The organism is Alkalihalobacterium elongatum, assembly GCF_019024285.1.
Lineage (GTDB): Bacteria > Bacillota > Bacilli > Bacillales > Bacillaceae_F > Alkalihalobacterium > Alkalihalobacterium elongatum.
Map to the genome: position 1 here is coordinate 55938 of NZ_WMKZ01000020.1, position 22241 is coordinate 78178.

Here is a 22241-nt window from a genome sequence, read left to right on the forward strand (position 1 = left end):
TAAAAACATACATTTAAAATTTAACTTTTAACCCCCACAAAGGTTTTAACCATGGGGGTTGTTCACTAGTAAATGCTCTACTTTAATAAGCTTAATTTTTTTAATTGGTTAATCTCTTCGGTATACGCCCCAACTACATCGAGACGATCAAATTCTCTTTCTACCTTACTTCTACCATTAATACCCATAATCTTTTTTTCATTGTGTTCTAGCTCAATAAATTTTATTAAACACTCAACTAAACTATCAACATTTCTTACTTTAAAACCAAAACCGCTAATCCCCTCATCAAACGTTTCTATACAACCTGGAACTTTACTTGCTAGTATTGGTCGTCCAGTTGCGGCAGACTCTAATAGGACATTAGCTGTACCCTCATGGTATGAAGGAAGAATAGTTGCGTAAGAGTCCTTAATGAATGAATGAACATCATCTTGTTGTCCATGGTACTTAACAATACCTTTTTTGGTTAATTTCGCTAACCGTTCGGTGTAGTCTTCCTCGCAAGCACCAACTAAATCAAATTGTATATTTGGGTATTTTTCTTTTACCTTTATAGCAGCTTCAAATAGTTCTTCTACACCCTTAGCCTTCATAATACGTCCAATGAATAAAAAACTAATTGGATTATTAATCCTTGGGTACTCTTCAAATCTATGCTCTTTTAGGTTAACTCCCGAACCTGGAATTAATCTTGTTTTATTTTTTACAATAGAATTCCTAACAAAAAAATTTCTGTTGTTTTCATTCTGAAAAAAAATACATGATGATGCTTTAAGTCCCCACTTATATAATAATATTGTAAGCTTAGAAACCAACCCTTTATTTTCCATTGCTGTACCAAGTCCTGTTATGTTTGTAATATATGGGGTTTTTGTTATTCTACAGGCCAACCCTCCATATACGTTTGGCTTAATTGTGTAGGTAAGTACAATATCAGGTTTAATTTCTTTGATCATTTTTATATAATTGAGTAAAAGCTTAGAATCCTTGTATGGGTTAGTGCCTCTCCGATCTACATGTGTTTCTATAAATTTGCAACCCATTTCTTCTAATTTTGTTACATATTTATCATTAGGTAGAGATACATAAACTTTATGACCTTGACTCAATAAATTATCTAGGAGTTCCCTTCTAAATTTATATAATCCCATACCCAGGTTACTTAACACCAATATTTTCATTTCTCTACATTCTCCTAACAAGGGCACACTCTTAAGTTATAACTTCAGGCAATATATAAGGATAATGTTCAATTTTGTCATTAAACATATATTATTAGTATGACATTTTTATTAACTATGAAACTTTATTGGCTTGGCAGGAGCCCCAACAGCTGTACAATTAGCAGGTAAATCCTTAACTACAACCGAACCTGCACCAATTACAGTGTTTTCTCCAACTGTCACTCCTTGAATTATCGCTGATCCTGTACCAATACTTACACAATCTTTTGTTTCTACGAAACCAGATACATTGACACTTGGAAGAACCGTTGTATAATCACCTAAGGTAGCATCATGACCAATAGTACAATCTAAATTGATTATTACATGACTACCAATTTTTATATCTGTTGTTATAACATTTGCAGCACATATAATGGATCCTTCACCAAACAATACTCTATCAGAGTAAATTACACTAGGATGTATTAAAACAGGGTATGAGTTATTACTATCTTTTAAGCTATTTATAGCTTCCTTTTTAGCAATTGGGTCCCCAATTGCACATACAACATTAACTCCTTGAGATTTTAACCATTCAAAATCCCCAACTACCTTATAACCATTTACTTCATTCCCTTGTAATTGTTCACTGTCATCAACAAACCCAAGGATATTCCACTCTTTATTAACTTTATTTATCTCCTCTATTAACCAAGCTACTTCTCTTCCGAACCCACCTGCACCAATAATAACAATATCTTTCATATTTGCATTTCCTCCTATTACTTACTACCTTTAAATGGCTCCATTGTGGCAGCAGTTTCTGAATTAATTCCTTCTCTTACAAAAACTTTCTTAATGGTTAGAAAGATAATCTTCCAATCCCACATAAAACTCACATTATCAACGTATTCTACATCCAAATTAAACTTATCTTCCCAACTAATTGCATTTCTCCCGTTCACTTGAGCCAAACCTGATAAACCAGGTCTTACTTCATGGCGCCTTTTTTGGTTTTCGTTATATAGAGGTAAATATTGTACTAATAAAGGTCTTGGTCCAATAATCGACATATCTCCTTTAAGGATATTTAGGAGTTCAGGAAGTTCATCAAGTGATGTAGATCTTAGAAACCTACCAAACTTAGTCAGTCTTATATTGTCTGGAAGTAGCTCCCCATTCTCATCTCTTTCATCTGTCATCGTCCGAAACTTATACATTTTAAAAATCTTCTCATTCAACCCTGGTCTTTCTTGTTTGAATAACACTGGACTACCTAACTTTGTTCTCACAAGAATCGCTACCACCCCAAGAATTGGACTTAAAGCAATAATCGCAATTAAAGCTAAGGTAAAATCCATCGGTCTTTTTATAAACCTTCTATATATTCCACCTTTAGATCGTTCCATTACACTCACCACAACTTCTTAATATTATCTACAACTCTCTCCAAATCCTCATCCGTCATTTTTGTATCCGACGGTAAACAAACTCCGCTCTCAAACAACATCTCTGATACATCCGTCCCAACAAAATCATACTTTTCGAAAAACGGCTGCATATGCATCGGCTTCCAAATAGGTCTGGACTCAATATTCTCATCCTCAAGTGCTTCCATAATATCAATCGGTCTTACATTCCCATTCAAAGTAATAGAACTTAACCAATAGTTAGGATCATCCCAATCATTGTTAGGCATGAACTCAACACCTTCAAGCCCTGCTAGCTCTCTCCTATAAAACTCATAAATGTATTTCTTCTTTTGAACTCTCTGATCTAATACTTTAAGTTGCCCTCTACCAATTCCAGCAACGATATTACTCATACGATAGTTAAATCCTAGTTCACTATGTTGGTAGTGTCTTGCTTGATCTCTAGATTGAGTAGCCCAAAATCTTACTTTAGCAATTCTTTCTTCATTATTAGAAACTAACATTCCACCACCAGAAGTAGTGATGATCTTATTTCCATTAAAAGAGAAAATACCGTAATCACCAAAAGTTCCTGTGTGTTGACCTTTATAGTAAGTTCCTAGACTTTCAGCTGCGTCTTCTATAAGAACTACATTATGTTTCTTACAAAGTTCAACAATACGATCCATATCAGCAGATAAACCGTATAGGTGTACCACGATAACTGCCTTTACTTCTGGATACTTATTGAAAGCTTCTTCTAATGCAACTGGGCACATATTCCACGTTTTATAGTCACTATCAATAAAAACTGGCTTTGCATTTTGATAGATGATTGGGTTAGCTGTTGCTGAAAATGTAAGTGTTGAACAGAATACGATATCTCCTTCACTTACACCAGCAGCCTTCAAAGCCAAGTGGATAGCTGCCGTACCAGACGTTAACGCAGCTGCTGCTTTAGAGCCTACTTTAGCAGCTAATTCATTTTCGAATTCATCTACGTTTTTCCCAAGAGGTGTAATCCAGTTTGTATCGAAGGCTTCTTTTACAAATTCTCTTTCATATCCTTCATCACTCATATGTGGTGATGAAAGAAATATACTTTCTTTCGTTTTTTCAATAGACTTATTTGACATCAGTTCGCACCCCGTTTTTCTTCCGCTTTATCAGTTAATAAATTAATTCACTTTACTTAATACACGTAATTCTGTTTTTCTGAAGTTCGCAATATCCAACAATTCCTCACGTAACATTTCTTTCGGCATTCCCTCAAACTCCCCAATCAACTGCTCCGCGACATTAATATTCACCATTGGCGTCTTCCCACGGTAAATCTTCGGATACACTTGTTCATCATGAACTTCATCCTCACCAAGAAGCTCCTCAAACATCTTCTCTCCAGGACGCATCCCCGTGAATTGAATTGGAATTTCTGCTTCTGTATACCCTGATAACTTAATAAGATTTTTAGCTAAATCTACTATTTTAACTGGCTCACCCATATCAAGCACAAACACCTCTCCACCTCTAGCTAATGCACCAGCTTGTAATACAAGCCTTGATGCTTCTGGAATTGTCATAAAGTAACGAACCATTTCAGGGTGAGTTACCGTTACAGGTCCACCGCTAAGAATCTGTTCTTTAAATAGAGGAATTACACTTCCGCGACTTCCTAGTACGTTACCAAAACGTACTGCGACAAAACGTGTATCACTAATCATGTCCATATGTTGAATGATCATTTCCGCAATTCGTTTCGTCGACCCCATAACACTTGTTGGGTTAACTGCTTTATCTGTTGAGATCATGACGAATGTATTCACACCAGCATCACTCGCTGCTTCTGCGACATTCTTCGTTCCAATAACATTGTTCTTCACTGCTTCTTCTGGATTACGTTCCATTAACGGAACATGTTTATGTGCAGCCGCATGGAATACGACATGTGGTTTACGTTTGTTCATAATCGCAAACATTTTTTCACGATCTTGAATGTCGGCAATTTCGGTATCTAGTTTAAGGTTTGGGTGATTTCTTCTTAATTCCATTTCAATCGAATAAATACTGTTTTCCCCGTGACCTAGTAAGATCAATTCTTTCGGTGCAAAGTTTGTAATCTGGCGACATACTTCTGACCCGATTGAACCACCTGCTCCTGTAACAAGGATGGTCTGTCCTTTGATAAACTGTTCAATTCCTGCGATATCAAGTTCAACGGGTTCACGACCTAGTAAGTCTTCTACTTGAACATCTCGGAATTGATTTACGGAGACTTTTCCGACCATAATATCCTCAATCTTCGGCATGATTTGCGTTTTTGCTTTTGTTTTTGCGCATTCGTTAAAGATATTGTTTAACTCTTCTTTGCTTAATGAAGGTATTGCGATAATAATATGTTCAATTTGTTTTTCTTGAACGACTTTCTCAATTTTTTCTACTCCACCAACTACTGGCAGTCCCATGATTTCTAAGTGGTGTTTTGCTTTGTCATCATCGACAAAAGCTACTGGATTTAGTTCGACTTCTTCATTGTGCTGAAGCTGGCGAACGACCATCGTTCCTGCCGAACCTGCACCGATAATGAGCGTTCGTTTTTTGTCTTTACTTGGTTTAATGTATGTATCACGATACATCCGCCAAGAAAAACGCGAGCCACCGATAAATAAGATGTGCATCATCCATGTGATCGCTAATGTTCGTAAGTATACTTCTTGGAAAACGCCAAGTTGTACGAGTCCAGTTACGATAATAGATAGTGTGATCGCTTTTCCAATCGCAACGAGCTCATTAATACTCGCATATTCCCACGCTTTTTTATACAGCTTATAGTAATAAGCAAATATATGATGACTTAGTAATAATGTAATGGAGCTCACGATAATAATCGCAGTAAACGTGTTTCCTGTTGGCAGCAAAATAAAGTTACTAATATAAATACAAGCGATAACGATAATGGAGTCAATCAGCATTAACCCGAGCAGGCGCTTTTGATACGACATATATCTTTCCCCTTCCAAAGTTCAATTTCCGTTTTTTCAATAATAAAGCCTTAAGCTATACACCTTTTTTGTGAAAAGAAACATAGCTTAAGGCTCGATTGTTAAAATATAATGAAAGCGTTTCACTTTCGATTTTCGTTAGTTTTATATTAAAAATATTGATAAAGGCATTTAACCTTTCCTCACACCACACCCTTGGCGACTAGCACCTAAGGGTTCAATATCATGAACCCCACAGCATGGCCGAGTGCCTCCGTCGATAACGGCAAGGAGACATTGCCAATAGATTTACTCTAACAGGACGCCTTGCTCGTCCTATTATCTTGTTGTTTTCTTCGATCTATTGCTGTTTTTATTAATAGATGGATTGCCTCAAGGTCTTCTAAAGGCGCATCCTGTTTAATGTATCGAACGGTTTTCGTAATCGTCTTCGGGAAATCTGAAGCTTTTTTCACAACCATCACCCATTTTTAAAAAATACCTAAGAACTTTTTCTTTTTGATACGCTCTGGGGGCTCCATTCCTACATGAAGTCCATTGATAAGAAGGTCTGTATTTTCTTGAAACTGATAAACCATTTCCGTTCCGAAGTTCTTTTCAACCTCTCGATAAGCATCTCGCATCCGAAATGGCCGTCTCACTATATTGTGAGCATCCGATGCTAGAAAGTGAGTTAAATTATGATCGATTAGATCTTCTGTAAATCTTTTAATCTTTTTCCCAAAGTGACCCGTTACGCTAGATGCGGTAATTTGCGTTAACACTCCATTATTGACAAAGTCATATAATTTATCTGGTGAAGTGATTAGCTGACTGTTTCGTTCGGGATGTACAATGATCGGCGTTAATCCAGCAAGCTGCATATCATAGAATAGTTGCTTCGCATAACGTGGGACATGGTTGGATGGGAATTCGACAAACACATATTTATGACTATTGGCTAAAGGAAGAATGTCACCTTTAGCGTAATCGTCGACAAGCTCTCCATAGATGCGGCATTCTTGTCCAGGGAGAATTTTTAGATCTAATTTATGATTTTTGATTTCTTCGTTGAGCTGATCGACAGCTGCAAGAATACTAGCTTTTGTATTATGATAGGGTCCATTCAAATGATGGGGTGTCGCAACGATCGTTGTAATTCCTTCTTCGACCGCTTGCTTGACCATTTGAATACTTTCACTCATTTGAGTCGGCCCATCATCAACGTTCGGCAAGATGTGACAGTGGATATCAATCATTCAACTCACCTCTTTTGTAAATCCTTTACCATATTAACATAGAATAGGTAAACTAGGTATATTTTTTTATAAACTTTACATTATCCACCATAATAATAGTAGTATTGTCCTTCTTTTAACTCTTTCGCATTAAGGACAACACCTAATACTTTCGCTTTCGCTGCAACTAATAGGTCTTTTGCTTTGACTGCTTGCTCGCGGTCTGTTTTCCCGCTACTAACTACTAGGATCGTACCATCTGTATGGTTTGCTAGAATTTGAGCATCGGCAACAGCTAGTAATGGTGGTGAATCTAGGATAATGACATCATAGATTTCCGCTAGCTTTTCTAATAATAGCGACATCGCCCTTGAACTTAATAGTTCGGCAGGGTTTGGAGGGATCGGTCCACTCGATAAGATTGATAAGTTAGGTACTTCTGTCGCTTGAATCGCTTCATCTGCTGTATGCTGCTTCGTTAACATACTCGTTAAACCAACAAGGTTAGGTACACTAAATGTATAGTGAGCAGTTGGCTTACGAAGGTCAGCATCGATAAGTAGCACTCGGTTTCCTTGCTGCGCCATAACTACGGCTAAGTTCGAAGCTGTTGTCGACTTTCCTTCCATTGCTCCTGAAGATGTAACTAAGATCGTACTCACTTTTTGGTCAATCGATGCAAATTCAATGTTTGTACGAATTGTACGGTATTGTTCAGAAATCGGTGACTTTGGATCGTGGTGGGCAATTAAATTACGCTTATTGGATTGTTTATTATTAACTTTACGTGACATGAATTCGCCCTCCTTCTATGAAACTTTCTTTCGATTTTTCTTCGGTTGTTTTAACGTGACTTCTTCCATTTGGGAAACGGCCCCGATAACAGGTAAACCTAGTACACTTTCAATATCTTGTTCGGTTTTAATCGTTGTGTCTAAGTATTCAAGTAAGAATGCTAATCCAGCAGCTGTCATTAAACCAACAACGAAAGCAATCGCCATATTTAATGTAGGGTTTGGTTTTACTGGGCCAGAACTTGGTTGCGCCTCTGACAGAATGCTAACATTATCGACATTCATAATGTTCACAATTTCACGTTGGAATACAGAAGCAATCGTATTGGCAATTTGTGCGGCCATGACTGGATCTTCATCTTGTACGGTAATCGCAACAACTTGAGAGTTTTGCGCACTACCAACTGTTACACTACTATTTAACGCTCCATATGATCTATTTAAGTCTAGTTCAGCAATAACTTTGTCGAGGATCGCTGGACTTTTCATAATGACATTGTACGTATTGATCAATTCGATATTTGTTCGTAAATCTGCTTGAGTTAAGTTTTGCATGTCCGTTTTCGATTGATTTACGAGGATTTGTGTTGATGATTGGTAAATCGGTGTTAATACTAAATAACTAACTAAACCACTTACAACGACAGCAATCATCGGTAAAATGATCAGTAACTTAATTCTTTTTTTCATTGTTGTAAATAGTTCTTTTAAACTAATTGTCTCTTCCATTTTGTCCTCCCTATTAGTAAGAAGCTTATAAAATTGTCAATTTCAACAAATAACACAAAGAGAATTATAGCACAAAAGGTCAGGTTTTGGAGATAGAAAATCGATTTACTGAAATTTAATAATGCACCAGTTTATGTAAAGTGCTGATTTTCCTAGCGAATTTGTCTATTATTTTGTGCATTTAGTATATTACAGACTATTTTCATAATTCTAATCAAAATTATACCAGTAATTACATATAAGACGCCTATCGAAGCATCCCCCTGGGCATTCAGGTACAACTCCCGACGTATTTTGACACGAAAAAAGGGGAATACTACGAAAATTCAGATTGCGAAAAAGTACATTTCCTACTATAATAAGTCTGCTAGTCTTTCAAAAATTGTAAAATAAACTATAGAAAGAGGCATTTTTAGATGAAGAAAATATTAATCATTGCTTCTATTGTCATAGGTATTCTGGTTTTGTCTGTTGTTGGGTATGGTTTCTACCTATTTAAAACGGTTAAAGATACAGCTTCAGAAATGCATGAACCGATCGATCGCGAAAAGACGCGTTTGGTTGATTTAGATGATCGGGAGCCGCTTTCTTTCCTATTAACTGGTGTTGACTCCAGCGGTGAAGAAATTAAAGGTCGTTCGGACACGATTATCGTTCTAACGGTTAACCCGAACGAAAAATCAGTGAAGATGTTAAGTATTCCACGTGATACGCGAACAACGATTATTGGACGTGGGACAGAAGATAAGATTAACCATGCGTACGCATTTGGCGGCGTCGGGATGACGATGGATACGGTCGAGTATATGCTTGGTATTCCAATCGATCATTATATTAGTGTCAACATGGATGGCTTTAAAGATATTGTTGATGCCGTTGGTGGCGTGACGGTTGAGAATAGCTTTGCTTTTACACAAGATAAGTTTTCTTTCGCTGAAGGTGAAATTCGATTAAATGGAGAAGAAGCGCTTGCTTACGCTCGAATGAGAAAGCAAGATCCGCGTGGAGACTTCGGTCGTAATGATCGCCAGCGTCAAATTATTAACGGTGTTATTCAAGAAGGGGCACAAATTAGTTCAATTACACGCCTTGATGATATGCTACGAGCGATTGGAACGAACGTAAAAACGGACTTAGATTTCGATGGTATGAACAAGATCCAATCGAAATATCGTGAAGCACGTCATAGTGTGGAAGAGATCCAAATTACAGGCTCAGGTCAACGTATTAACGGGATCTACTATTATATCGTTCCACAAGAAGAAATTAATCGTGTGAGTAACGAGCTGAAAGAGCATTTAGAGATTAACTAATTTGATTTGGATGAAAAACTTAAACATGAACGGGAGAGGTTGGCTTCTACGTCAGCCTCTTTTTTTGTTATTTTGTAATGCTTGTCATTTAGTTGAATTGAGATTTTAATATGTTAGAAATCATTTTGAAAGCATAATAATAGTATAATAAAAGTATCTTTTTTCTTATTTATGGTTTGCTAATGTTTTCCTTGTTGAATGACAATCTTTTCTTATTAAGTTATTTTTTAAAATTTCGATATATCACTTTACGACAAATTTCTTGTCCTTTACAATAGATAGATGTAATGTTATTAAACTATTATCCTGAAATGGGGAAACAATATAATGTCTAATTTAGCTTCCCGCAGCCAAAAGCGGAAAAAGAAAGGTAGAAAAGTCCTGCTGCTTATCTCACTTTTTTCTGTTTTATTACTCGTTGGATGCGCTACGTATGTGACGTTAAAAATAGCCAATGTAACTTCTAATGTTCAAGTTGACCTAGATCGCGGTGCAAAATCAGAGAAACGCGTTGAAGCGGTTGATCCGAGTAAAGATAATATCTCGATCCTCTTACTAGGGGAAGATCGCCGTCCTGATGAACCGATTTCTCGTACCGATGCGATTATGGTTGCGACTTTTAATAAAAGTGATAACTCTATCATCCTAACGAACATTCCTCGTGATACGAGAGTGAATATTGCAGGAAGAGAAAGAATCGATAAAATTAACCACGCCCATGCTTTCGGTGGCGTTGATATGATCATTGATACAGTTGAGGAATTTCTAGAAATTCCAATTGATTACTTCATCCGCGTTGACTTCCAAGCGTTCATCGCGATCGTAGACGCGATTGGCGGCATCGAAGTTGAAGTTCCGTTTGATTTCACAGAACGCGGTACGGACCGAGTTTGGTATGAATTCACTGAAGGCGTTCAGCACTTAAATGGTGAAGAAGCACTTGCTTATACGCGTATGAGAAAGCAAGACCCACGCGGTGATATCGGCCGCGGTCAAAGACAGCAACAAGTGATGCAGGCAATTATCGAAAAGAGTGCAACGATCCAATCGATCGCACGCTTTGACGATGTGCTTGAAGCGATCCAAGACAACATCAGCTTGAACCTGTCATTCGGTAATATGGTCGCTCTACACTCTTATGCTTCTTCATTAAAAAGCATTGAGCAAATGCAAATTAGAGGCGAAAACGTGTATATTAATAGCATCTATTATTACGACCCAGTGCTTGAGTCAGTAGCAGAGGTACAGACGCGCTTGCAGGAACACTTAGGGTTGATTGAGCCACGCACGCTGCAGGTTGATGGTGAAGGTGTGGAGTATGATTATGAAGGTTCTGGAACGAGTCAGGTTGAGACGGAGCCAGAGGCAGTTACGACGAATTAAGTTTTATGGATAGATGATAGATAGGTTGAGCGGGGCCCCCAGATCGGTGATGATCTGGGGGTTTTGTTTGTGTTTTTGGATGCGGGTGCTGGGGATGGGGTTGGAGTTGGGGATCTGTTTGGGTGCTTTAGTTACCGTTGTCCACAGTTTGTTAACAGGGTGGGCTTTATTCGGTCGTTTGGTTACCTTTGGCTTAGGTTGTGCTGGTGCTCGGGCTTCATTCAAACTCTATGATTACCTCTTCCTTCGATTGCGCTGGCGATCGGGCTTCATTCACGCTCTATGATTACCTCTTCCTTCGGTTGTGCTGATGCTCGGGCTTCATTCAAGCTCTATGATTACCTCTTCCTTCGGTTGCGCAGATGCTCGGGCTTCATTCACCCTCTTTGACTACCTCTTCCTTCGATTGTGCTGATGCTCGGGCTTCATTCAAGCTCTATGATTACCTCTTCCTTCGATTGCACAGCTGCTTGGGCTTCATTCACCCTCTTTGACTACCTCTTCCTTCGATTGTGCTGTTGCTCGAGCTTCATTCACGCTCTATGATTACCTCTTCTTTCGGTTACACTGATGCTCGGGCTTCATTCGGGCTCTATGATTACCTCTTCCTTCGGTTGTGCTGATGCTCGGGCTTCATTCAAACTCTATGATTACCTCTTCCTTCGATTACGTACCTGCTCGGGCTTCATTCGCTCTCTATGATTACCTCTATCTTCGGTTGCGCAGCTGCTTGGGCTTCATTCGGGCTCTTTGGTTACCTCTTCCTTCGATTGCACTGACGCTTGTGCTTCATTCGCTCTCTTTTATTACCTCTTCCTTCGATTGCGCAGCTGCTCGGGCTTCATTCGCTCTCTATGATTACCGCTTCCTTCATTTCCGCAAGTACACGGGCTTTATTCTCTCGCTTTAGTTACCGTTGTCCACAGTTTATCTACACCCTGGGTTCTATAACCGACCTTAAGTTACCGCTCTCTACAATTTATCAACAACTAGAGCTCTATTCTTTCTCTTTTTTAGTACTCTCCACAACTTTATAAACAACTTGTGTTCTATTCATCATCTTTTGTTACCGTTTTTCACACTTATCAACAACACTTATTCACTTTTCCCCACTAGTTGCTATTTCCCACATCACTTTAAGATCAGCATGTGCGATTATCCACAGCTTATTATGTAATTTACATCTTGATTTACTTTTTATCCATCATCCCCAACCGCTTCACTGCATCTAACACGGGACGGCGTTTCTCGCCGAATAAGCCGATGAACTCGGCATAGAGCTGGATCGTAATTAACATAAGACCGATGATGATTAGCGCCGTCCAGATGGTGACATTCGTAAAGATCATCGCTAAGCCGCTAAAGAACAGACTAAGCCCATACACAATCATCACTGTCGTTCGATGACTATACCCCATCGCCAGCAGGCAATGATGAATATGCTCCTTGTCGGGGCTCGTAATTTTTTTCTTATTCAATAATCGGCGAATCATCGCAAAGACCGTATCTGAGATCGGCACCGCTAAAATGATGACAGGTACGATCAAACTGAACATCGTCACACTTTTAAACAATCCTAAGATGGAGATAACCGCAATCGAGTACCCCAAAAACAACGATCCTGTATCGCCCATAAATATCTTTGCTGGGTGAAAATTGAATAACAAAAATCCTAACGTACTTCCGATCAACACGACGGATAACGTTATAATCAACAGGTGCTGTGCAAATGAGTCGATAACAGCCATGATTAAAATCGTACTTAAAGCAATCGTGACGACGCCTCCTGCTAGCCCGTCCAATCCATCAATCAAATTAATTGCGTTTGTAATGCCAACTATCCATAAAACGGTAATTAAATAACTAAAAATACCAAATTCAAATTGACCACTTAGTGGCAAAGTAATAAACGGAATGTTGATGCCCGAACCAACAACGACGAGTGCTGCAGCAATCTGGGCACTGAACTTAGCCCTCGCATCAAGCGCATATCGATCATCAATTAACCCAGTCACGATAATAATGAGCGCACCTAATCCAATACCAAATAGGTAATGACTTTCTGGACGAATGACAATCAGCCCAGCGATGGCACCGAGAATGATCGAGACTCCACCTAGACGTGGCATGGCTACTTTATGAATTTTTCGATGATTGATTTGGTCGACAAAACCGAATCGCTTTGCGAACTTAATGACAAAAGGCATCGAGCCGACGGATACGAGTAAGGATACGAAAAAGGCCACGACATATATGGATGGGCTCGTCATACTTTCACCTACTTCTACAAAATCTTCTTCAAAATTGTATACACGTTCACGATTTTCTAATCAATATTTATATTATTATTAACGGTTTCATCTTTTTTCATAGCCGTCTTTTTCAATTTCCATCGATTTCATTCATGAATTTTTTGACATAGGGAGAAACTATTTTTAAAGACAAAAAAGACTATCCTTTGTTACTATTCACTTCTTACGTGAACGATAAACTTCGGATAGTCATCGAATTTTATTTTTGATTGTTAACTTCGGTGATGGTCATGATGGTACTTCGCAGATTTGTCGTGCCAACAGCGCTTCTAAAAGCACTAGCTGTCATTGTTTCCATCCCATTTTCAAATATGACAGTGACACCATAGAGACGGTCATTTCTTGTTTGGAATTCTAAATCGATGATTCGACCTTTTCCATTCCCTTTGAATGCAGCCATATTCGACAAGTCATTTAGATCAAAGGTGTAATCCCATGAAACTCTTGTATAACTTGATTGATCATATGGGTCCGGTTTTCCTCTTAAGTAAGGTACTGAATTGGGCCAGACATCTTCTGAATTAACCGTATGACCACTGGCAGAGGCTGAATACACGGCATCAATTAATGTGTTTCCATACTTGATTACAATGTCTTTTGTTTCCACGATTGCTTGATTTACAATGCTATTATTGTATAAACCTTGTGGGATACCATTGTATACTTGTGATCTAACGCTGTCATACACATCAAACGTACGTGAACGAAATGAGTTAATATTTCTCCATGCGTATGTTCTAGAAGCAATAGCTTGCGCTTTAAATGCTTCAATTTCACCCCAACTTACGTACATTTCATATGGGACAACGCCTTGTAAATACGTTTCTACATCAACATAATTAACGACATCCATCATTTCGAAATTACTATGAGACGGTACAAAGTGAAAATCACCTTTATATCGGTTGTTTTTATATAAGAATGTACCACCCGATAGCTTAACACCATTTTCAGTAGTTACCGTTTTATTGCCGATCTTTATCGTAAATGTACCCTCATCATAGCTAATCTCTGTGCTTGTCGTTGCATTCGACAATAGAACTTCTCCAGTTTCACGATCTTCAACTGAGTATAGAGATGTATTGGAAACCGTCACTGAAGGAGTTTCTAATGTTAGACCTACTCTTATTTCTCCATCTGTATAGCGGGAGTCCGTCCCGACCGTCACCCCTGTGTAATAATACGTTAGGATTTCTTCATATGTTTTTCCTTGTTGCGCCATACCATAGGCGCCGTTTTGAGTCATACCTACTCCATGTCCAAACGATGTTTTTCCTTCAATGAAAAAGGTTTTACTCGATGCTGCAATTACTTCTTGTAGCTTTTGTAAAGTAGGTTGATCAGCTATTCCTGTGACAGGTAGACCATAATTTTCTTGGAAGGCTCTTACTTGTGAAGCCGTCATTGAACCGAAGAAAATTGTTGGGTTTGTTGACACTCCGTATCCAGCTTTAGCTAGCTTTAATTTTAGATCAACGACATCAGCACGGTACATGCCTTGCTGCAGCGGTCCATTCGCAAGCTCATCTAAACGGTTTTGTGTGAGTGGGTCGGCTATTCCTGTTACACGTAGGCCATAATTAGCTTGAAACTCTTTAACCATTGACTCGGTAATTGGACCATAATTTCCATTGGGATTACTCGATACTTGAAATCCTAGTACTTCTAAATTCTTTTTCAGATCAATGACACGAGTATCATTTATGCCTAGGTACAGTCGGTTAGCAACCGCGTCTTGTAATTTTTCTATGGTCTCTTTATCGGCGATCCCATCCGCTGTTAACCCGTAGGCACTTTGAAAGGCCCTTACTTGGCTGGCTGTCATTGGACCATAGTATGTTGTTGGGTTACTTGATACTGCGTAACCTATCTTCTCTAAGTTAATTTTCAGATCTACGACATCAGCTCGATACATGCCTTGTTCTAGAGGAACCGTTGCTAACTCGTTTAAACGATCTTGTGTGAGCGGGTCAGCAATTCCTGTTACACGTAGACCATACTCTGCTTGAAACTCGCTAACTTTAGCTGCTGTAATCGGGCCGTAGTTTCCATTGGGATTATTCGATACTCTAAAGCCGACGATTTCTAATTGTACTTTTAAATCAATGACTCGCGGGTCGTTCATCCCTAGAGAAAGGCGATTGTCGACTGCGTATTGTAAAGTTATTAATGTTTCCGTGTTGACGATGCCATCTGCAGTTAATCCATACGCGCTTTGAAACGCTTTTAATTGTCTGGCTGTTATTGGACCGAAATAAGTATTTGGATTACTTGATACAGCGTAACCTATTTTCTCTAAGTTGATTTTGAGATCAACGGCATCGGCGCGGTACATGCCTTGTTGCAGTGGGCCATTCGCTAACTCGCTTAATGTGCTAAGAGTGATCGCATCAGCTTTTCCTGTTACCTCCAGGTTGTATGCTCCTTGAAACTCTTTTACTTTTGTTGTTGTAACTGGACCGAAGTATTCATTTGGTGTATTTGATACTTTAAAGCCCATGATTTCTAAATGAATTTTTAAATCAATGACTCGCGGATCACGATCACCTTGTTGCAGCACGTCATCGGCTAATGCTTGGACTGATGTCTGTTCTGTTGCCTCTTCTAGTAACTCTTCTGGTGAGTTTTCTTCGCTAGTTTCTTGTGCGGGCTCTTGATTTTCTGCAGCATCATCGTGAAGAGCTTGTTCTTGCTCGGTGCTTTCTTCTGATGGTGTGGCTTCTTTCTCGTTAATGCCTTCTTGCTGATTAGCGTCTTCTAATGAGTTTTCGCTGTTATTTTCAGATGCTTCGCCAACTGGTTCATTCTCATCGTCAGCAGAAGCATCTTCTATTAATTGTTCCACTTCATTTAAAATAAATAGGAAAAATTCCTCGTCAACCGTCCCTGTTATTTCAAGTTCATTTAACTCTTGAAGTAACTTAACAATTTCTTCTGTTTCTTCATCAAAGTAATCGTTCTCTTGATCTAGTTCATACCCTAATAGAATAAGAGCTTCCTTCAGTGCTAAAACCTCTGGCCCCTCTGAACCGATCTCAATATGTATTTCATCTGTTAAGTCGTGTTCAAGTGAATGTGCAAAGCTTGCTGTAACGGGCGACAATACAACAGTTGCAGCCGTTAAACCGCACATTATTGAATACCTTATTTTTTTATGCATGACTGGCTATACTCCCTTCGAGTCCTCAGACCCTATTTCGTTTACTAGTTATTTCCTCTCTATTAAATAAACATATATTACTAGTTAAGTAAATAGAAATCTAGCAAAATTCTACCAATTGCTTAGAAATGTGTTGTGAGTATATCCATACAAAGGCCACGAAAAAAGGCTGGCTAACGGTGCCAGGCACCGCTAACCAACCTCCCTCTTATACAATTTATAGCTTGTCAGTAATGCTACGTAAATACTCGGTTACGTCATCTTTTAAATCATCGCGGCGTAATGCAAAGTCAACGGTTGCTTTGACGAAGCCAAGCTTGTCCCCTACGTCATAACGCTTACCATCGAAATGATACGCTAAGACCGCTTGTGATTGGTTTAATTGGTTGATCGCATCCGTTAGTTGAATTTCACCGCCAGCGCCTGGCTTTAGATCTTTTAAGACCGAGAAGATTTCTGGGCGTAGAACATAGCGGCCCATAATCGCATAGTTCGACGGTGCGTCCTCAACCTTTGGCTTTTCGACTAAGCCATTTACTTGCATCGTTCCTGGCTCAATTTCGGTGCTCTTCGGGTTAATGATCCCGTATTTTGAAACGTCTTGATCAGGTACTTGTTGAACACCGATCACGGAAGAACTGTAATGGTTGAACACGTCGATCAGCTGCTTTAAGCAAGGAACTTCAGACTCGACGATGTCGTCCCCTAACATAACCGCAAATGGCTCATCACCAACGAAGCTGCTAGCGCATGCAATCGCATGGCCTAATCCTTTTGGTTCTTTTTGACGGATGTAGTGGATGTTCGCTAAGTTTGAGATCCCTTGAATTTCTTCCAGTAGCTCAAACTTTTCTTTTGCCGCTAACGTTTCTTCGAGCTCATACGATTTATCGAAATGGTCCTCAATCGCACGCTTGCCGCGGCCTGTTACGATAATTATATCTTCAATCCCCGATTGGATCGCTTCTTCTACAATATATTGAATCGTTGGTTTATCGACAATTGGCAGCATTTCTTTCGGCTGCGCCTTCGTTGCTGGTAAAAAACGTGTGCCTAGTCCAGCTGCTGGGATAATGGCTTTTCTGACTTTCATAGTACTCCCTCCCTCATTTTTTCTATATTATTTTTACTAATTGTTGTTCACTACTCTTCTACCGATCGAATCATAGTAAAAACCTAGCTGTTTTACAGTATCTAAATCAAACACATTTCGCCCATCGACGATCACATGACCGCGCATCATCTCTTTCACCTTCGTTAAGTCGAGACCTTTTACCTCGTCCCACTCTGTCAAGATTAGGACTGCGTCTGCATCTTTTACCGTACCATAAAGGTCTTCAGATACTTGCAGCTGGTCAATCATTGTTTTCGCATTTTCACTCGCCACAGGATCGTAGGCTAGAACTGTTGCCCCTTGGTTTCGGATCTCTTTAATGATATCAATTGAAGGAGCATCCCGCATATCATCTGTGTTAGGTTTAAACGCTAAGCCGAATACGCCGATATGTTTTCCTTTTAGCGAACCAAGCGCTTTTGCCAGCTTATCGACAAGTCTTAATCGTTGCGCATTGTTCACGTCCTCTACACTCTTCACGATCTTGAAGTCATAGTTCGCTTGTTCAGCAATCTGGATGATCGCACGCGTGTCTTTCGGGAAGCATGAGCCGCCGTAGCCAATTCCTGCTTGAAGGAATTTCTCGCCAATCCTTGGATCAAGTCCCATTCCTTTCGCTACTTCTGTAACGTCCGCATCGACCTGCTCGCAGATGTTTGCAATCTCATTAATGAAGCTGATCTTCGTTGCTAAAAACGCGTTGGACGCGTATTTAATCATTTCTGCGGTTTCGATGTTTGTGAGAACTACTTCTGTGTTGAATGGTTCATGCAGCTTCGTCAAGAGATCACCAGCACGCTTGGACTCGACACCGATCACAGCACGGTCCATATTTTGTGTATCGTAAATCGCTGACCCTTCACGCAGGAACTCTGGGTTTGAGGCTACATCAAATTCAACCGCTGATTTTGATTTGATAATATCTTTTATCATCTTTCCAGTACCTACAGGAACTGTTGATTTCGTCACTACCACAACATACTTCTCTAAGTGCTCACCAATTGAATTGGCTACTGATTTAATATAAGTTAAGTCGGCTTCGCCGTTTTCCTTCGGCGGCGTTCCAACAGCAATAAAGACAACCTCTGCATCCTTCATGCCTTTTGCTAGATCCGTCGTGAAGGACAGTCTTCCAGCTTGCACATTTTTTGCCACTAGCTCTTTTAAGCCTGGCTCATAGATTGGAATTTCGCCATCTTCAAGCATTTTAATTTTACGTTCATCTAAATCAACGCAAGTTACGTTATTTCCAATATCGCTAAAACATGTACCCGAAACAAGGCCGACATAGCCCGTTCCAATTACACAAATATTCATCGTCATCGTACTCCTTTATGTAAAGTGCATCTCTGATTAGCTGTAAAAAACGGGGTAAATCACCAGTTCCTATTATAACGGAAAAAAATGCGAAACTAAAATATTTACAAGATCTTTGTAAATTGATGTCTTTGTTTTAATGATTTTGTCATATTCTATATGAGAGCTTACTTTTTCGGTAGCGTTTTATATTAGCTTTTTTATCTTATTCGTTTCAAAGTTATTTGTGACCTATTTATTGCATAAAAAGAAGACTAGCATCACTAGCCTTCTCTCTTAATTATTTATCTAACTTCTTTACTCGCACTCACGAAAGCTTTCGCGCTTTGTGGCTCTTGAACTTCGCCACCTTCTGCTTTCGCTTTGTTAATGACAACTAATATCGTACGCATTAAAATGACCATATCTAACCATAATGAATAATTGCGGATATAATGAAGGTCAAATTTTAATTTGTCGTTCATTTCAGTTGTGTAGTTCCCCATAACTTGAGCGTAGCCTGTAATTCCAGGCTTAACGGCACAACGTGTTTTGAACCAAATGTTTTGCTTCTGGAAGTTTTCAGCGAAGAAATATCGTTCTGGTCGCGGACCAACAATCGACATTTCCCCTTTTAACACATTGATCAATTGCGGTAACTCATCAATGCGTGTTTTTCTAATGAAGTCTCCCACTTTTGTAATTCGATCATCATCACTTTTTGCAAGCGTAGGACCTGTATCTTTTTCTGCATTTTCTTTCATCGAACGAAACTTTAAGATATTAAACGGTTTGTTATTTTTACCTAGACGCTCTTGCTTGAAGAAGATACTTCCTCCATCTTCAATCTTAATCGCAATCGCCGTCATTAGCATAATCGGCAATGTGAGTGCCAATAATATAACGGATGTTGCAAGATCAAAGATACGCTTCGCAACTAAGTAACCGCCGTTAATGTAGAATGGCTTTACTTGAAGCAGCATCGTATCATCTAAAGTTGTAATTGTTGATTTCATTAATAACAATTCACTTACTGTTGGTAAAACATAAGCAATTTTATTTTTCTTAAAGGCTAAATAAAGCACTTCATTTTTTACTTTAGTACTAACTGATGAGCTTACGAACACAGCATCATAGTCGGCAATTCTCTTTTTGATTTCTTGGTACGGTGTTTTATGGTCAATAAAGTCCACCTGTTCTTGTTTTTTCACTAACTTCTTAATGTTTCCTTTGATCGTTTCATACTCGCTGTGGCAGCCGATAATAACGGCTTTTCCTTTTTTGATCTGATTAAATTTAATGACTAGCCCTTTCCAAGCGAATAAGAACACAAAGATAAAGAAGTGAGACAAGAATAGTACCGATCTTGGTAAAGAGAACTCACGGAATAAGAATGAGAATGCGATCGTAATGACGAAAAAGAATGCTGATGTAACAACGAGCTTTCGTGTTAAATCCCACATATCATATTCGACGAGACGATCTAGCTCAAAAACAACAATAAAAAAGATCCCCATAAGTAAGATCCAAGGTAGTAGGTTAACAAACGAATCAATGTTTCGTTGTACAATCGGTGTATAGTTAGATGCAATTTTAAATGCAGCGACATACGCAACAAAAATTAGGATTAGATCGACGAATACAATGGAAAACCTCAATAATCGATTCGGATTAATATTTGGCATTTTCATAATCTCCTATAGTTGTATTCTACTAGCTGTAAGTTTAACATATTTCAACTTAGTTTCAAAGGCAAATAATATGTAACAATTTGTGAATTGAACATAATTCAGGAGGGTTTCTGGGACAATTTTTTATAATTGGCATGGAATAACTTTTACAAAATAATAATATTTCGAGGCTTGTTCCTTAATAAAATTTCTCATAAAATGACCCTGAAATCGACGAAGGGAGTAGATAAATGTTTGTCAAAACACGTAAAGAAACGATAGAATTAAAGATTTTACGGTCATTGAATGCCAGGATGCAACTGCCGAAGAAAGATGAAAACTACTATAGTTATATGGAAAAAGGTTTTGCTGGTGAACAACGGTTTGATAATTGGTTGGAAACCTTAACTAATGATTGCCTTATTCTAAATGATTTGTTAATTGAAATTAACAATACCGTCATTCAAATTGATACGCTGATCATTACGGCAGATACCCTTTACCTTTTTGAAGTCAAAAATTATGAAGGTGATTATTTTATTGAAAGTGAACGGTGGTTTACCCTTGCTAAAACGGAAATTAAAAACCCACTGCTACAGCTAAAAAGAAGCGAGAGCTTGTTCCAGCGACTGCTTCAAGACCTCGGTTTTACCTCTTCTGTTGAGTCCTCTCTTGTTTTTGTTAATCGCGATTTTTATTTGTACCAAGCCCCTTTGAATGTACCTATTCTTTTTTCACATCAAATTGAACGGTTTTTGGGTCGCCTTAATATGAGGTCCTCTAAACTAAAGGAGAAGCACTCTCGTCTGGCGGACCACCTGTTATCGTTGCATTTAGAGGAGTCACCTTATTCGCGTGTTCCTGAATATAGTTTTGGGGAGCTGGAGAAAGGGATTATGTGTGGGGAGTGCTTGTCTTTAGTCACTGTGATAGATGATAAGGACTTAATTTGCAGTAGTTGTGATTTTGTGGAGGATGTCGATAGTGCTGTTTTGAGTAGTGTTGAGGAGTTTACTATGCTTTTTCCCGATGAGAAGATAACAACAAACCTCATACATGAATGGTGTAATGTACCTGTTTCTAAAAAGGCGATTCGTAGGGTTTTACAGACGAAGTATAAGCTTGTCGGGCATGGTAAATCGGCGGGGTATGTTAGGGCGATTACTGTGGATGAGTGAGAGTTTTTGGTTTGTGTTTTTTTGACCATTTTTTATCATAGTATTGGGGATCATACTTTATTTTAGCTAGGTTTGTGGCCTTAATGATGTGCTATGATTACCTCTATTAGCGTTTTGATTGCTTGCTTGGTTTCATTGCGGCTCTATGATTACCTCCTCTTGCTTTTCAACCGCTCGCTCGGCACCATTGTCGCTCTATGATTACCTTCACCTGCTTTTCAGCTACTTGCTGGGCTCCATTGCCTCTCTATGATTACCTTCACCTGCCTTTCAACCACTTGCTGGGCTCCATTGCCTCTCTATGATTACCTTCACCTACGTTTCAGTCACTTGCTGAGCTCCATTGTCGCTCTATGATTACCTTCACCTGCTTTTCAACCACTTGCTGGGCTCCATTGCCTCTCTATGATTACCTTCACCTACGTTTCAGTCACTTGCTGGGCTCCATTGTCGCTCTATGATTACCTTCACCTGCTTTTCAACCACTTGCTGGGC

General features: G+C 39.0%; 17 protein-coding genes. 3 read left to right on the forward strand and 14 right to left on the reverse strand.

From position 1 onward, the window contains the following. Positions 1–77: 77 nt before the first annotated feature. The 9 genes from GKP30_RS16810 to GKP30_RS16850 form a co-directional block, all read right to left on the reverse strand. Positions 78–1184, reverse strand: coding sequence for a glycosyltransferase family 4 protein (locus GKP30_RS16810; RefSeq protein WP_216830626.1), 1107 nt, complete (start codon positions 1182–1184; stop codon positions 78–80). Between the two features lie 111 nt (positions 1185–1295). Next, the gene (locus GKP30_RS16815; RefSeq protein WP_216830627.1) at positions 1296–1934 is read right to left on the reverse strand and encodes an acetyltransferase; all 639 of its coding nucleotides are present in this window, start codon (positions 1932–1934) and stop codon (positions 1296–1298) included. 17 nt (positions 1935–1951) lie between these two features. Beyond that, positions 1952–2578, reverse strand: a complete 627-nt coding sequence (locus GKP30_RS16820) for a sugar transferase (RefSeq protein ID WP_236035158.1) — start codon at positions 2576–2578, stop codon at positions 1952–1954. 5 nt (positions 2579–2583) lie between these two features. Continuing rightward, positions 2584–3717, reverse strand: a complete 1134-nt coding sequence (locus GKP30_RS16825) for a DegT/DnrJ/EryC1/StrS family aminotransferase (protein ID WP_216830628.1) — start codon at positions 3715–3717, stop codon at positions 2584–2586. A gap of 42 nt (positions 3718–3759) precedes the next feature. Next, the gene (locus tag GKP30_RS16830) at positions 3760–5580 is read right to left on the reverse strand and encodes a polysaccharide biosynthesis protein (RefSeq protein ID WP_216830629.1); all 1821 of its coding nucleotides are present in this window, start codon (positions 5578–5580) and stop codon (positions 3760–3762) included. A gap of 293 nt (positions 5581–5873) precedes the next feature. Then, positions 5874–6035 (reverse strand): hypothetical protein, encoded by a 162-nt coding sequence (locus GKP30_RS16835; protein ID WP_216830643.1) that lies wholly within the window; start codon positions 6033–6035, stop codon positions 5874–5876. Between the two features lie 15 nt (positions 6036–6050). After that, positions 6051–6818, reverse strand: a complete 768-nt coding sequence (locus GKP30_RS16840) for a tyrosine-protein phosphatase (protein ID WP_216830630.1) — start codon at positions 6816–6818, stop codon at positions 6051–6053. Positions 6819–6898: 80 nt separating this feature from the next. Beyond that, positions 6899–7591, reverse strand: coding sequence for a CpsD/CapB family tyrosine-protein kinase (locus tag GKP30_RS16845; protein WP_216830631.1), 693 nt, complete (start codon positions 7589–7591; stop codon positions 6899–6901). Between the two features lie 15 nt (positions 7592–7606). After that, entirely contained in the window at positions 7607–8320 is a 714-nt protein-coding gene (locus tag GKP30_RS16850; RefSeq protein WP_216830632.1) for a YveK family protein, read from the reverse strand. Between the two features lie 416 nt (positions 8321–8736). On the opposite strand from GKP30_RS16850, the gene GKP30_RS16855 reads away from it, so the two are divergent. Together GKP30_RS16855 and GKP30_RS16860 are read left to right on the forward strand one after the other, a co-directional pair. After that, positions 8737–9633: an LCP family glycopolymer transferase gene (locus GKP30_RS16855; protein WP_216830633.1), complete on the forward strand. Its 897-nt coding sequence runs from the start codon at positions 8737–8739 to the stop codon at positions 9631–9633. A 327-nt stretch (positions 9634–9960) separates the two neighbouring features. Next, complete coding sequence (locus tag GKP30_RS16860; protein WP_216830634.1) at positions 9961–11016, forward strand: LCP family glycopolymer transferase; 1056 nt, start codon at positions 9961–9963, stop codon at positions 11014–11016. 1190 nt (positions 11017–12206) lie between these two features. Here the strand turns inward: GKP30_RS16860 and GKP30_RS16865 are convergent. The 5 genes from GKP30_RS16865 to GKP30_RS16885 all read right to left on the reverse strand — a co-directional run bounded on the left by GKP30_RS16865 (position 12207) and on the right by GKP30_RS16885 (position 20583). Then, positions 12207–13286 (reverse strand): glycosyltransferase family 4 protein, encoded by a 1080-nt coding sequence (locus tag GKP30_RS16865; protein WP_216830635.1) that lies wholly within the window; start codon positions 13284–13286, stop codon positions 12207–12209. Positions 13287–13527: 241 nt separating this feature from the next. Continuing rightward, on the reverse strand, positions 13528–16488 hold the full coding sequence (locus GKP30_RS16870) for a peptidoglycan-binding protein (RefSeq protein WP_216830636.1): 2961 nt from the start codon (positions 16486–16488) through the stop codon (positions 13528–13530). A gap of 217 nt (positions 16489–16705) precedes the next feature. After that, a complete protein-coding gene (galU, locus tag GKP30_RS16875) occupies positions 16706–17581 on the reverse strand; it encodes a UTP--glucose-1-phosphate uridylyltransferase GalU (RefSeq protein ID WP_216830637.1) in 876 nt (291 codons plus the stop codon). 36 nt (positions 17582–17617) lie between these two features. Beyond that, positions 17618–18925, reverse strand: coding sequence for a UDP-glucose dehydrogenase family protein (locus GKP30_RS16880; RefSeq protein WP_328703175.1), 1308 nt, complete (start codon positions 18923–18925; stop codon positions 17618–17620). A 278-nt stretch (positions 18926–19203) separates the two neighbouring features. After that, positions 19204–20583, reverse strand: a complete 1380-nt coding sequence (locus GKP30_RS16885; RefSeq protein WP_216830639.1) for a sugar transferase — start codon at positions 20581–20583, stop codon at positions 19204–19206. 236 nt (positions 20584–20819) lie between these two features. Between GKP30_RS16885 and GKP30_RS16890 the strand changes: the two genes are divergently transcribed. After that, the gene (locus tag GKP30_RS16890) at positions 20820–21746 is read left to right on the forward strand and encodes a nuclease-related domain-containing protein (RefSeq protein ID WP_216830640.1); all 927 of its coding nucleotides are present in this window, start codon (positions 20820–20822) and stop codon (positions 21744–21746) included. The last annotated feature ends 495 nt before the right edge of the window (positions 21747–22241 follow it).